We start from the raw sequence: 14,306 nt of genomic DNA, 5'->3' as shown, positions 1-14,306 counted from the left end.
GGTATGAGCTACAGTGCGCAGCTCGCGACCGTTGCCAGTGCCCATCAGGTAAGCCTGCGCTACGGCGACGTCATCGCCCTGGATGGCATCGATCTGGACATTCCCGCCGGACGGATGGTCGGCCTGATCGGCCCCGACGGCGTAGGCAAGTCGAGTCTGCTCTCATTGCTGGCTGGCGTACGTATCATCCAGGAGGGCACGGTCGAGGTGCTGGGTGGCGACATGGCCAGCAAGGCCCATCGCAAGCAGGTATGCCCGCGCATCGCCTACATGCCGCAGGGACTGGGCAAGAACCTGTACCCGACGCTCTCGGTCGAGGAGAATCTGCAATTCTTCGCGCGCCTGTTCGGTCATGGCGCCGCAGAGCGCCGCCAGCGTATCGATGAGCTCACTCAGGCCACTGGCCTGTTCAAATTCCTGGAGCGCCCGGCAGGCAAGCTGTCCGGGGGCATGAAGCAAAAACTCGGCCTGTGCTGCGCGCTGATTCATGACCCGGATTTTCTGATTCTCGATGAGCCGACGACTGGCGTGGACCCGCTGGCGCGCGCGCAGTTCTGGGATCTGATCGAGCGCATCCGCGCCGATCGCCCCGGCATGAGCGTGATTGTGGCCACGGCCTACATGGATGAGGCCCAGCGCTTCGACTGGCTGGCCGCCATCGACGACGGCAAGGTCCTCGCCACCGGCACGCCGAAGGAATTGCTGGCAAGAACAGGCAGCCCGAACCTGGAAGAGGCATTCATCCGCCTGCTCCCGGAAGAGAAAAAGCGCGGACACCAAGCGGTAGTCATTCCCCCCTTGTCGGATGGCGGCGCCGACGACATCGCCATCGAGGCCAAAGGGCTGACCATGCGCTTTGGCGACTTCGTTGCCGTCGATAGCGTGTCCTTCCGCATCCGGCGCGGTGAAATCTTCGGCTTCCTCGGCTCCAACGGGTGCGGCAAGTCCACGACGATGAAGATGCTTACCGGCCTGTTGCCGGCGAGCGAGGGACGAGCCTGGCTGTTCGGCCATGAAGTGAACCCGCATGATCTGGGCACCCGCCGCCGCGTCGGCTACATGTCGCAGGCATTCTCGCTCTACAGCGAAATCACGGTACGCCAGAACCTGGAGTTGCACGCCAAGCTGTTCAGCGTGCCCCCGAAGGACATTCCGGGCCGCGTCGAAGAGATGGTGGAGCGCTTCGGGCTGGTGGACGTCATCGACAGCCTGCCGGCCAGTCTGCCTCTGGGCATACGCCAACGCCTGTCGCTGGCGGTCGCCATGGTGCACAAGCCAGAACTGCTGATTCTGGACGAACCGACTTCGGGCGTCGACCCGGTGGCGCGCGATGCGTTCTGGCGACTGCTCATCGAGCTGTCGCGGCGTGACCGGGTGACGGTCTTCATTTCCACCCACTTCATGAACGAGGCAGAGCGCTGCGACCGCATGTCGATGATGCATGCGGGCAAGGTGCTCGACAGCGACGTGCCCGCCAGACTGGTCGAGAAGCGCGGCGCCAAAACCCTTGAAGAGGCCTTCATCGGCTACCTCGTCGAAGCCGAGGGCGGCACGGCGGCGCCGGCCAGCCAGCCCGGGGCCGCCGATCACGAGGAGCAACCATCGGCGGCGCCCGCTGAACACGGCGGGCACGGCTCTGGCGGTTTCAGTCTGCAGCGAATGTTCAGCTATCTGTGGCGCGAGACGCTGGAATTGCAGCGGGACCCGGTACGCGCCACGCTGGCGCTGGGCGGTTCGCTGCTGCTGATGTTCGTGATCGGCTTCGGCATCACCATGGACGTCGAGGACCTGAGCTATGCGGTGCTCGATCGCGACCAGACCACGCTTAGCCAGAACTACACGCTGAACTTGGCCGGCTCGCGCTACTTCACAGAGCACCCGCCTATCGTCGATTACGAGGATCTCGACCGGCGTATGCGCAGCGGCGAACTGTCGCTGGCCATCGAAATCCCCCCTGGCTTCAGCCGCGACGTGTTGCGAGGCCAGAACGTGCAGATAGGTGCCTGGATCGACGGCGCCATGCCGCAACGCGCGGAAACCGTCCAGGGCTACGTTCAGGGCATGCACCAGCACTGGCTGCAGATACAGGCCAGCGAGCGCGGCGGCGCCAGCATGGCTGGCAACACCAACGTCGAGACGCGCTTTCGCTACAACCCCGATGTCAAGAGCCTGCCGGCCATGGTGCCTGCGGTGATCCCTCTGCTGCTGCTCATGCTGCCGGCCATGCTGACCGCGCTGGCGGTGGTGCGCGAGAAAGAGACGGGATCGATCACCAATCTCTACGTGACGCCGGTCACGCGCATCGAGTTCCTGCTTGGCAAGCAGTTGCCCTATGTCGGCCTGGCCATGGTGAACTTCCTGCTGATGAGCCTGCTCGCAGTGACCATCTTCGGTGTGCCGGTCAAGGGCAGCTTCTTCACCCTGGCGCTGGCCGCGCTGATCTTCTCCTTCGCCGCGACAGGCATGGGGCTGCTGGCCTCGGCCGTCACGCGCAGCCAGATCGCCGCCATGTTCTTTGCCATGATCGGCACCCTCATACCGGCCACCCAGTTCGCCGGCCTGATCGATCCCGTGTCCTCGCTTGAAGGCTCCAGCAAGTTCATCGGCGAGATCTACCCCGCCACGCACATGATCTCCATCAGCCGTGGCGTGTTCAACAAATCACTCGGCCTGGCCGACCTGACGGGGCCGCTGTGGTCGATGCTTTTGTCGGTCCCGGTGATTCTCGGCGCAGCCGTTTTGCTACTCAAGAAGCAGGAGCGTTGAGATGCGCAGAAGAAACCTGGCCAATATCTACGACCTGGGTGTTAAGGAGCTGTGGAGTCTGTGGCGCGATCCGATGATGCTCGTACTCATCATCTATGTGTTCACCGCGTCGGTCTACACCAGGGCCACGTCCATGCCGGAGACGCTGCACAACGCGCCCATCGCCATCGTCGACGAGGATAATTCGGCGCTGTCCCAGCGGGTTGCCTCGGCCTTCTACCCCCCGCAGTTCACCCAGCCGGCCATGATCGACTATAGGGACGTGGACCCGGGCATGGACGCGGGGCTGTACACCTTCGCTCTGGTCATTCCGCCCAACTTCCAGCGCGACGTGCTGGCGGGGCGATCGCCTGCCGTGCAGCTCAATGTCGACGCCACCCGCATGAGCCAGGCCTTCACCGGCAGTGGCTATATACAGCAGATCTTCACCGGCGAAGTCAATGAGTTCGTCAAGCGTTACCGCGGCACCGACGCGCCACCCGTGGATCTGGCATTGCGCGCACGCTTCAACCCGGCACTGGACAAGGCCTGGTTCGGCTCGGTGGTGCAGATCATCAACCACATCACGCTGTTGTCCATCATCCTGACCGGCGCAGCGCTGATCCGGGAGCGCGAGCACGGCACCATCGAGCACCTGCTGGTGATGCCGGTTACACCCGCGCAGATCATGCTCTCCAAGGTCTGGTCGATGGCCCTGGTCGTGCTGATCGCCTCCTTCCTGTCCCTCAATCTCATGGTGCGCGGCGTCCTGGGCGTTCCAGTCGAGGGTTCCATTGCACTGTTCTTCGCTGGCGCGGCGCTCAGTCTGTTCGCCACCACGTCGATGGGCATCTTCCTCGCCACCCTGGCGCGCAACATGCCGCAGTTCGGTATGTTGATGATGCTGACCATCCTGCCGCTGCAGATGCTCTCGGGTGGCACCACGCCACGCGAAAGCATGCCCGAGATCGTGCAGAACATCATGCTGATCGCACCCACCACCCATTTCGTGGAACTGAGCCAGGCCATCCTTTATCGGGGCGCGGGGCTGGAGACGGTGTGGCAGCCCTTCCTGGCGCTGGCCCTGATCGGCACGGTGCTGTTTTTCCTGTCGTTAGCACGCTTTCGCAAAACGATCGGCCAGATGGCCTGATCGTCTGACCGCCCGATTGGGCACTCAACCCAGTAAGGAGTTTGACCATGAGCAATGAAACCATCCCCCTCAACCTCTTCAAGGCGAACCTGGAACTGCAACTGCGCCTGCAGCGCCTGATGCAGGAAAACGGCCAGCAATGGCTGGAGAACGCCACGCGCGCAGGCAGCGAAAACATTGCCGAGTCCGGCACTGAGATCGAAAGCCTGCTCAAGGCCCAGAACTGGCAGGAGTTGGCCACGCTGCCCGCGCAGGCCTTCTGGCGTCAGTTTCAGCACCAGATGGGTGGCGCGCAGGCACTAACGCAAGTCGCAATCAAGAATCAGACCACCTTCACTCAAGGCCTGCAGCAAGCCATTCAGGACTGGCAGAAATCGGTCACGCAGGCCGTAGGCCAGGCAGATGCGATATTGCCGTTCCAGGATATTTTCAAGCAATGGGGAGCGGTGTGGGCCAAGGCACAGGACAAGGACGCACCAGCCAAGACAGGTGGTCGCAATGCCGGCTGAGCAACGCACTGCACTGGTCACCGGCGGCAGCGGCGGCCTGGGCGAAGCCATCGCCCGGGCCTTGCACGATGCGGGCCATACCGTGCTCATCGTCCATTCGCCGGGCAATGCCAGCATTGGCGCGTGGCTGAAAACCCAAGCCGGCGAAGGTTACGACTTCGCCGCCTACGGCGCGGATGTGGCCGACCATGCCTCCTGCCAGGAGCTGGCCGGCCTCATTCAAGCAGACGGTCACCACATCGACATCCTGGTCAACAACGCGGGCATCACGCGTGATGCCACGTTCCGCAAGCTGAGCTACGCCGATTGGGATGCGGTCCTGCGGGTCAATCTCGACTCCGTTTTCAACGTCACCCGGCCATTCATCGACGGCATGCTCGAACGCGGCTGGGGCAGGATCGTCAACATCTCCTCGATCAACGGCTCCAAGGGGCAGTTCGGCCAGACCAACTACTCCGCCGCAAAGGCCGGCATGCATGGCTTCACCAAAGCCCTTGCGCAGGAGGTGGCGCGCAAGGGCGTGACGGTCAACACCGTCTCGCCGGGGTATCTGGATACGAAGATGGTGACGAGCATGTCGGAAGAAGTGGTCAAGCAAGTGATTGCCGGTATTCCCGTGGGTCGTCTGGGACGGCCTGAGGAAATCGCTGCACTGGTTGCATTCATCGTCAGTGAATCTGCGGGGTTCATGACCGGCAGCAATGTATCGATGAACGGTGGCCAGCATATGTACTGAGTGAGGAAGGGCCAGCAAGACGATGTGCCTGCGGCCCCTTGCCATTCAATTTTTCAGTTTCATCACAGAAGGAGTGCCCATCGCCATGAATCGAGACACCACGACATCACCAGCGGCCGATTGGGGGCAGTTGCTGTGGGACCCGTTGCGACTATCGGCGATGGCAACCGAGTATGCAGTGGATGCCTGGCAGCGATCCATTCTGTATGCCGACGTTCGCCGCCAACGCGGCAACCAGTACCTGGAGCATTTGCAGGAGCAGACGCCGAACGTACTCGACTTCGCCTCCGAGGTCATCATGTCCGGGCTGGACCTTCCGCAGCCGGTCAACTATGGCCTCGTACGCATCCTGCCGCCAGCCGACGCGCCGGCCGATCCCAAGAAGCGGCCGTTCGTGGTGGTCGATCCCCGCGCGGGCCACGGCCCAGGCATTGGCGGCTTCAAACCCGATAGTGAGGTCGGCGCGGCCCTCAAGGCTGGTCATCCCTGCTACTTCGTTGGCTTTCTGCCCGATCCCGTTCCCGGCCAGACCGTCGAGGACGTCATGCGCGCCGAAGCGGCCTTCGTGCGCAGGGTCGGCGAGCTGCACCCCGGCAGCCGCGGCAAGCCCGCTGTCATCGGCAATTGCCAGGCGGGCTGGCAGATTCTGATGGCAGCCGCTGTCTGGCCCGAGCTGTTCGGGCCGATCATCGTAGCCGGCGCGCCGCTGTCCTACTGGGCCGGTGATAACCCGATGCGCTACGCGGGCGGCCTCACTGGCGGTAGCTGGTTGACGGCATTGACCAGCGATCTGGGCGCCGGCCGGTTCGACGGCGCCTGGCTGGTACAGAACTTCGAGAACCTGGACCCGGCCAATACGCTGTGGAGCAAACAGTACAACCTGTACGCCAAGGTCGACACGGAAGGCCCGCGCCACTTGCAATTCGAGAAGTACTGGGGCGGCCACGTGTTCCTGAACGATGTGGAAATACAGTACATCGTCGATAACCTGTTCATCGGCAACAAACTGAGTACGGCGCAGCTGGTGACGTCTGATGGCGTGCGCATCGACCTGCGCAATATTCGCTCGCCGATCCTGGTGTTCTGCTCCTATGGGGACAACATCACGCCACCGCCCCAGGCCCTGGGCTGGATCACCGACCTGTACCGCAACGACCTGGACGTGCTGGGACATGACCAGACCATCGTCTACGCTACCCATGACAGCATCGGACATCTGGGAATCTTCGTCTCCGGCAGCGTCGGGCGTAAAGAGCACCAGGAGTTCGCTGAGAACATCGACATCATCGACGTGCTGCCGGCAGGCATTCACCACATGCAAATCGATGAGCATCCCGACCCAGTGCAGGAAGGAGACCCAACCAGTGACGTCTTCCTGACGCGGATTCGCCGCAGCAGCATCGATGAAGTCCGTGAGATCGTCCGTCCCGACCCTGAGAACGATCGCCGGTTCGCCGCCGTTGCGCGGATCTCCGAGGTCAACCTGGCTTGCTACCGCAGCTTCGTGCAGCCATGGATGCGTGCCCTGGTCACGGACCAGGGTGCGAAGTGGCTGGAGCAGCTGCATCCGCTGCGCATGGGCTATGAATTGTGGTCTGACAGGCATCCGCTCGCCGCCGCAGTACATGAGGCTGCGCAACACGTGCGCGACCATCGTCAGCCCGTCTCCGAGGCCAACCCTTTCCTGCAACTGCAGGCGCAGTTTTCCACCGCCGTCGAACAGATGCTGGATCAATTCCGTGATTGCCGCGACCAGATCTACGCACAGGCGTTTGACACGCTGTACAGCCTGCCGCTGGTGCAGGCCATGACTGGACAGAGCCTGCACGACGATGCACCGCCGCGGGCCCATCCCAGCGAGACGCCCGAGCACCGCCAGTATCTGGTGCAAGAATTGACCCGCCTCGAAGGAGCCGTTCACAGCGGTGGGCTGGTGGAAGCAGCCATACGGGCACTGTTCTTCGTGCTGGCCGAGCGTGGCGAGGCCGATGAACGGCATTTTCGCCACGCAGAAGAGCTGGTGCGCCCCCAACTGGGCAACGACTTCGACATGCAGGCCTTCCGCCACCTCGTGCGTCGCCAGGCTTTGCTCATGAGGCTCCACGAGGACGCCGCGGTGTCCGCCATCCCCGGGCTGCTGAACAACGTAGCGCCTGATGACATCCGACAGGTTGCGGGGATGATCGCGCAGGTGCTCGGCAGCGGCGATGCGCTGTCCGCACCAGAGCAAGCCAAGTTGAAGCAGGTGTCTACCCTGTTCGAGCAGGCGATCCGCCGGGCGCAGGCGGCTTCGGCGCCCGCTATGCCCTCTGCCCATGACGCACCCTCTGCGGTCGCGGACACGAAACCCAAGACCTCCTCGCCAAAGCCGAAGGCGCCTCAAAAGACAACCGCGTCCAAGACACCCGCCGCGCCGCAGACAAGACAAACACGGCGAGGAAAAAGCACATGACGACTTCGCCCAAACCGGTCGATGCCACTGCCGATGCATGGCATGTCCTGCGCAACCGCACCTTCGACGAGATCGCCATCGGCGACAGCGCCAGCCTCGAACGCACGTTTTCTTCGCAAGACATCCACATGTTCGCGCTGCAATCGGGTGATGTGGATCCAGAACCTGCTGTGTCCTCAAGCGCTCGGGGCACCACGGAGGCCATTTGTGCAAACGCCCTGATCTCGGCTGTGCTGGGAACACGGCTGCCGGGGCCTGGAACCCAATATGTCAGCCAGAGTCTGTGCTTCCTCGGAGCGGTTCGGCCCGGTGACAGGCTGACCGTGCAGATGCAGGTGACCAGCAAGGACACGGCCACCCACCATGTCACGCTGGCCTGCACCTGCACCAACCAGACGGGGGTGGCGGTTTTCCAAGGCCAGGTAGAGGTCGTGGCGCCCACTGAGCGCATGGAACGAGCGCGCACCGCGTTGCCGGAAATACACCCGGATGCGCAGGGCCGCACAGGCCTGCAGCACCTGCTGGCGCATGTCGCGCACTTGCAACCGATTCGGGTGGCCGTCGCCCACCCGTGCGATGCCCCCAGCCTGTCCGCCGCGCTCGAAGCGCGCCAGGCGGGGTTGATCGAGCCGGTGCTGGTCGGGCCACGGGTGCGGCTCGAAGCAGTCGCCACCGAGGCCGGGTTGGACCTGACCGACGTCGCCATTGTGGACGTCCCGCACAGCCACGCCGCTGCGCAGCAAGCTGTCGCCTTGGCAGCCGCAGGTGAAGTCGAAGCCCTGATGAAAGGGAGCCTGCACACCGACGAGCTGATGTCCGCGCTGGTTTCGGCAGCAGCGGGGTTGCGCACCAAGCGCCGGGTCAGCCATTGCTTCCTGTTGCAGACACCTGCCTATCCGCGCCCGTTCATCGTTACCGATGCGGCGATCAATATCGCCCCGACTCTGGAACAGAAGGCAGACATCATCCGCAACGCCATCGAGCTGGCGCAGGTAATCGGCGTGCGCGAACCCAAGGTCGCGATCCTGGCCGCGGTCGAGACGGTGAGCCCGACGATGACCGCCACGCTGGACGCGGCGGCGCTGTGCAAGATGGCTGATCGCGGCCAGATCACTGGCGGCCTGCTCGACGGGCCGCTCGCCTTCGACAACGCGGTCTCCATCGCCGCTGCGCGTACCAAGGGGATCGTCTCCGAGGTTGCCGGGCAGGCTGACATCCTCGCCGTGCCTGACCTGGAGAGCGGCAACATGCTTGCCAAGCAGTTGATCTTCCTGGGCGGAGCAGCCAGCGCTGGGATCGTCCTTGGAGCCAAGGTGCCGGTCATTCTGACCAGCCGTGCCGACTCGCGTGATACGCGCATCGCCTCATGCGCGATCGCACTGATGCTCGCCCACCACTATCGGCTGTCACCCCCTTGAGCCGACTTATCGGCAACTTATTAACCCCCTCTTTTTAATCCACCCCTTTGGAGGAAACACCATGCAGTACTCATTCTCTGGCCGCGTAGCCCTGGTCACCGGTGCAGGGTCTGGCATTGGCGAGGCCATTGCCCGGCTGCTTGCAAGCAACGGCCTGAATGTCGTCGTCTCCGATGTCAGCGCCGACAATGCGCAGCGCGTCACCAGCCTCATCAACGCCGAGGGCGGCCACGCCGTGGCCAACGTGGCCGACGTGGCATGCATCGATGAGGTCCAGGCTGCCGTGGCCTGCGCGGTCGATACGTTCGGCGACCTTCATTTTGCCGTCAACAACGCCGGTATCGGTGGCGACCAGAGCCCGGCGGGAGAACTGGACCCTGCCGCCTGGCGCCGGGTGATCGATGTCAACCTGAACGGCGTGTTCTATGGCCTGCGCCATCAGATTCCCGCCATCCTGCGCTCTGGAGGCGGCGCCATCGTCAACGTCTCCTCCATCCTCGGAGTGGTGGGCGACGCAGCGAACCCCGCGTACGTCGCAGCCAAACATGGCGTGACCGGGCTGACCCGCTCGGCAGGACTGGCCTATGCGTCCAAGGGAATCCGGATCAATTCGATTCATCCCGGTTACGTGCGTACGCCCATCCTGGATTTCCTGGATGAATCGGCCCTCCAAGAGGCCGTTGGCCTGCATCCGATCGGTCGCCTGGGTACACCGGACGAAATCGCCCATGCCGTGGCGTTTTTGCTGTCGGAAGGAAGCAGCTTCCTTGTGGGCACCCAGCTCATCGCCGATGGCGGCTACACGGAGCGCTGAGTCTGAAGACGATGAGACAGCAGACACCCCCGCACACCTCGGCGAAGTCGCGCGGACGGCGCGCAGAGAGGACGACCTGATGGACGTCACCATGGCCCGCTCCGGGCGCCGCGAACACGGACTGATCCTTGTGCTGAACTGCGGTTCATCCAGCATCAAGTTTGCGGTGTTCGATTCCTCGGCCGCGCCACTGCCGCGTCAGGCATTGTGGAATGGCAAGGTGCAGGGAATCGGCGGCGCCAACCCGGATTTCGGAGAGACCGGAGTTGCGCCGTTCTCGATCGAACTGGACACGGCACATCCGTATCGCGCCGCACTGCGCCTCATCCGCGATCGTGTCAGCCGGCGGCTCGACGGCCGCCGGATCGGTGCGGTCGCCCATCGTATCGTCCACGGCGGCAGTAAATACTTCATGCCCGTGCGCGTGGACGCGAATGTCCTGGCCGACCTCAAGGGCTACATTCCTCTGGCCCCGCTGCACCAGCCATTCGCGCTCGAAGCCGTGGAGATCCTGCTGCGGGAGCAGCCAGATCTGCCACAGATGGCCTGCTTCGACACGGCCTTCCACCACACTTTGCCCCAGGTCGAGAAGGTCCTGCCGTTGCCCTATGCCGCATGGGAGCGCGGTCTGCGTCGGTACGGGTTTCACGGCCTGTCGTATGAGTACATGGCAGTGGCCTTGCCCGAACGCCATGGCGACGCCGCGCGCGGTCGCACCGTCGTTGCCCATCTGGGCAGTGGCGCCAGTCTGTGCGCCATGCGTGGACTCAAAAGCGCGGCCACCACCATGGGCTTCTCCGCGCTTGACGGCCTGATGATGGGCACCCGCACCGGCGCGCTCGATCCGGGTGCGGTGCTCTACCTGATGGAAATCGAGAAGCTCTCACTGGAGCAAGTGGGGCGCGTCCTCTATCACGAGTCCGGCCTGCTCGGCGTTTCGGGAATCTCGGCCGAGCCGCGCGTCATTGTCGGACACGAGAACGATGCAGGCGAAACGGGGGAGCGAGCGCGCTTGGCACTGGCCCTTTACGTGCGCCGCATCGTACGCGAGATCGGGGCCTTGGTCGCCGTGCTGGGTGGCCTGGACATGCTGGTGTTCACGGCGGGTGTCGGTGAACACAATGCGTTCATTCGCGAGCGCATCTGTGCGGCGCTGGGCTTTTTGGGCATTGCCTTGGATACCGATGCCAACGCCAGCCACGCGGCGAAGATTTCCAGCGATCACAGTCAGGTCACCGTGGCGGTCGAGCCCACCAACGAAGAGTGGATAGCCGCCAGCCATGCGCTGTCCTGCCTGGACAGGGAGAAGGCGCGATGACGATCGATGCCTTCCATGGATTCACGCTCGCCATCCTGCTGTTGTTCGTGGGCAAGGGCTTGGTTGCGCGTTGGGGCATCTTGCGTCGATACAGCATCCCGGAATCCCTGGTGGGCGGCTTGGCCTGCGCCCTGGTTGTCTTCGCCCTGTACTACGGTGCGGGGATCGTCATCAGTTTCGATCTCGAAGCGCGTGACGCGCTGCTGCTGTACTTCTTTGCGGCCATTGGCCTGGGTACCGACGCCCGCACGCTGCGCCATGGTGGACGGCCCTTGCTGATCCTGTCGGGGTTGGCCATCGGGTTCATGGTGCTGCAGAACCTGGCCGGGATGGAGATGGCACGCGCCTTCGGCCTGGATCCGCGCACCGGGCTGATGGTGGGATCGATTTCCCTGACAGGAGGCGTGGGCACCACCTTGGCCTGGTCCGATCACTTCGTTCACAACCTCGGCATTGCGCAAGCGCAGGAACTGGGATTGGCAGCGAACATGATCGGCCTGATCGCGGCCTGCACCATCGGGGGCCCAGTCGCAAGCTTGCTCATGCGTAGGCATCGGCTTCAAGCCTCTGGGGACAGCGCCCTGGAAATTGGCACGCTGCACAGGGATGAGCAGCATGCCCGCCTGGACTACTACGGCCTGCTGCTGGCATTGCTCTGGCTCAACTTCGCCTTGATGTTGGGATACGGAATCAATGCCTTGGTCGCGCGTACCGCCGTCACGCTGCCCGCCTTTGTGGGCTGCCTGCTGGCCGGAATTCTCCTGCGCATGGCGGCCGACTGGATGAGGCCAAGTGGGCGCGGACGTTTATGGAACTGGCCGAGCATGCAGCCAGGCATCGCCCTGGTTTCCGACATGTCATTGGGCCTGTTTCTGACCATGGCGCTGATGGGACTCAGGCTCTGGGAACTGCAGCCCGTGCTCGCCTTCATCACGGCGGCGATGCTGGTGCAGATTGCCTTGGTCATCGCATTCGTTTTGCTGATTGTTTTTCGGGCAATGGGCAAGGATTACCAAGCCGCCGTGGTGTGCGCGGGTTTCGGCGGTATTGCGCTGGGATCTACCGCCACTGCCATCGCCAACATGACGGCGGTGACTCGGGAGCATGGTGCGGCACGCGAGGCGTTCATTGTGGTGCCCTTGGTATGTGGGTTCGTCATCGATATTGCGAACGCACTGGTAATCAGCCTGATGGCCGGTTAGGCGAAGCGAAACAGCGGAGCGAGCTGGCAGATGGATACATCGCTGACGCGCTGGCGAGGCGTCGTCGCCCAGGAAATCGCAATCGACTCCCGTTTTCAAGCAAGGGGCTCTTTCTACTTGTGCAGAAATAGAGGTAATACGCTTTGACGAATAAAAAGAACGGCAATATCGACTCAGCCATCAATCCGAAGTTGGATGGGGATGCCCATGTCGCTTGGGCACAGGCTTGGTCGTCTATTTCGCCGGAGACATCGTTGCTCGCGTGGGTGGACTGGGCGAGCCATTTAGCAAACAGTCCTGGCAAGCAAGCCGAGCTTTTGGCGTTTGCAGCCTCCCTGTCCGAGCAATGGATGGCCGTATTGAAGAAGAATCCGGCCAACCCGGACCGGGGAGCCACCGCTCCTGACCGGTCACCTGTCAATGACCGCCGCTTCAACGATCCTGCATGGGATCAATGGCCCTACGACCTTTTCCGCAGTTCATTCGTCAATCAGACCAAATGGTGGGAGCAGGCCACGCAGGGGGTGTGGGGAGTGGATCCGAAACACCAACGCCTGCTGGCGTTTGGCGCCAAACAGTGGCTGGAAATGCTTTCGCCCGCCAACGCTGCGGTTTTCAACCCCGTTGTCCTGAAAAGAACCATCGCAGAGCAAGGCGCCAATCTAGCGCGGGGGACGTCCAACTTTCTCGACGACTTGCGTCGGCAACTATCCGGCCAGCCTCCCGCGGGAACGGAGAACTTCGTCGTTGGGCGCGACGTAGCGGTCACGGAAGGAAAAGTCGTTCTGAGAAATCGACTGATCGAACTGATTCAGTACACGCCCACTACCGAGAAAGTCCATCCCGAACCGATCATGATCATTCCTGCCTGGATCATGAAGTACTACGTACTGGATCTGTCACCGCATAACTCGCTGATACGGTATCTGGTTGCGCAAGGGCATACGGTTTTTTGCATCTCCTGGAGAAATCCGGATGCTGAGGATCGAGATTTGGGCATGGATGAGTACCTGGAGTTCGGCCTGCATGCAGCGCTGGACGCTGTGACTTCCGTTGTCCCCGGGCATGGAGTCCACGCGGCTGGTTATTGCCTGGGCGGAACGCTACTGGCCATTGGTGCTTCAGCCATGGCGCGTGATGGCGATACGCGGCTGGTGTCGGTAAGCCTGCTTGCCGCACAGACGGACTTCAGCGAACCGGGCGAGCTGAGTCTTTTCATCAACGAGAGTCAAGTGGCGCTGTTGGAAGCCAGCATGGCTCAAACCGGTTATTTGACCTCCGACCAGATGAGCGTAGCTTTTCAGCTACTGCGCTCCTACGATCTCATATGGTCTCGCATGATTGACGAATACCTATTGGGCGATCGCCGGCCAATGACCGACCTGATGGCTTGGAATGCCGATGGGACTCGCCTGCCCGCGAAGATGCATTCGCAGTATCTCCGACGCCTTTACCTGAATAACGATCTCAGCGCGGGGCGTTATCCCGTCACGGGTCGCCCCGTTTCAGTGGGAGACATCGCTGTGCCGGTGTTTTGCGTCGGCACTGCCTCGGATCATATTGCGCCTTGGCGCTCGGTTTACAAGCTGCATCTCCTGTCTTCGGCCGAGCTGACTTTCGTGCTGACCACTGGAGGACACAACGGCGGCATCGTGAGCGAGCCCGGCCGAGGTAAGCGCCAATATCAAATCCATACCCGCGCGGCCGGTGATGGATACATGGCGCCGGATGAGTGGCAAGCGACGATGCAGACGCATCCGGATTCCTGGTGGCCCGCATGGTCGGCGTGGCTGCGAGAGCGTTCCGGTGATGTTGTTGCGCCTCCGCTCATAGGTGCTGAATCCAGTGGATACCCCACTGTTTGCGACGCCCCAGGGGAATATGTACGCAACTGAATAAGCGCATACCGCGTCCGCTATTGCGACACGGTATACGCAATATCTGTTCGTCACCCCGTTT

General features: G+C 62.6%; 10 protein-coding genes. All 10 read left to right on the top strand.

All coding sequences use genetic code 11. From position 1 onward, the window contains the following. Window positions 1–3 precede the first annotated feature (3 nt). The gene (gene rbbA / locus CGK74_RS15225) at window positions 4–2,766 is read left to right on the top strand and encodes a ribosome-associated ATPase/putative transporter RbbA (protein WP_094269292.1); all 2,763 of its coding nucleotides are present in this window, start codon (window positions 4–6) and stop codon (window positions 2,764–2,766) included. 1 nt (window position 2,767) lies between these two features. Then, complete coding sequence (locus CGK74_RS15220) at window positions 2,768–3,898, top strand: ABC transporter permease (RefSeq protein ID WP_094269291.1); 1,131 nt, start codon at window positions 2,768–2,770, stop codon at window positions 3,896–3,898. 47 nt (window positions 3,899–3,945) lie between these two features. Further along, a complete protein-coding gene (locus tag CGK74_RS15215; protein ID WP_044396478.1) occupies window positions 3,946–4,407 on the top strand; it encodes a phasin family protein in 462 nt (153 codons plus the stop codon). After that, window positions 4,397–5,143, top strand: a complete 747-nt coding sequence (gene phbB, locus CGK74_RS15210; RefSeq protein ID WP_094269290.1) for an acetoacetyl-CoA reductase — start codon at window positions 4,397–4,399, stop codon at window positions 5,141–5,143. Before CGK74_RS15215 ends, phbB begins: the two co-directional genes overlap by 11 nt. 85 nt (window positions 5,144–5,228) lie before the next feature. Next, a complete protein-coding gene (locus CGK74_RS15205) occupies window positions 5,229–7,595 on the top strand; it encodes a DUF3141 domain-containing protein (RefSeq protein WP_094269289.1) in 2,367 nt (788 codons plus the stop codon). Next, window positions 7,592–9,013, top strand: coding sequence for a bifunctional enoyl-CoA hydratase/phosphate acetyltransferase (locus CGK74_RS15200; RefSeq protein ID WP_094269288.1), 1,422 nt, complete (start codon window positions 7,592–7,594; stop codon window positions 9,011–9,013). The genes CGK74_RS15205 and CGK74_RS15200 overlap by 4 nt, the downstream gene beginning before the upstream one ends. Window positions 9,014–9,074: 61 nt before the next feature. Further along, window positions 9,075–9,827 carry an SDR family NAD(P)-dependent oxidoreductase gene (locus CGK74_RS15195; RefSeq protein WP_094269287.1) on the top strand — a complete coding sequence of 251 codons (753 nt, stop codon included), beginning with the start codon at window positions 9,075–9,077 and terminating at the stop codon, window positions 9,825–9,827. A 79-nt stretch (window positions 9,828–9,906) separates the two neighbouring features. Continuing rightward, on the top strand, window positions 9,907–11,145 hold the full coding sequence (locus tag CGK74_RS15190) for an acetate/propionate family kinase (protein WP_003050037.1): 1,239 nt from the start codon (window positions 9,907–9,909) through the stop codon (window positions 11,143–11,145). After that, on the top strand, window positions 11,142–12,347 hold the full coding sequence (gene gltS / locus CGK74_RS15185) for a sodium/glutamate symporter (protein ID WP_003050035.1): 1,206 nt from the start codon (window positions 11,142–11,144) through the stop codon (window positions 12,345–12,347). Before CGK74_RS15190 ends, gltS begins: the two co-directional genes overlap by 4 nt. A 143-nt stretch (window positions 12,348–12,490) precedes the next feature. Continuing rightward, window positions 12,491–14,242, top strand: coding sequence for a PHA/PHB synthase family protein (locus CGK74_RS15180; RefSeq protein WP_094269286.1), 1,752 nt, complete (start codon window positions 12,491–12,493; stop codon window positions 14,240–14,242). The last annotated feature ends 64 nt before the right edge of the window (window positions 14,243–14,306 follow it).

Source organism: Thauera propionica (assembly GCF_002245655.1).
Taxonomy (GTDB): domain Bacteria; phylum Pseudomonadota; class Gammaproteobacteria; order Burkholderiales; family Rhodocyclaceae; genus Thauera; species Thauera propionica.
Note: the sequence above shows the minus strand (reverse complement) of the source record. Positions and strands in the feature narration are given on the sequence as shown.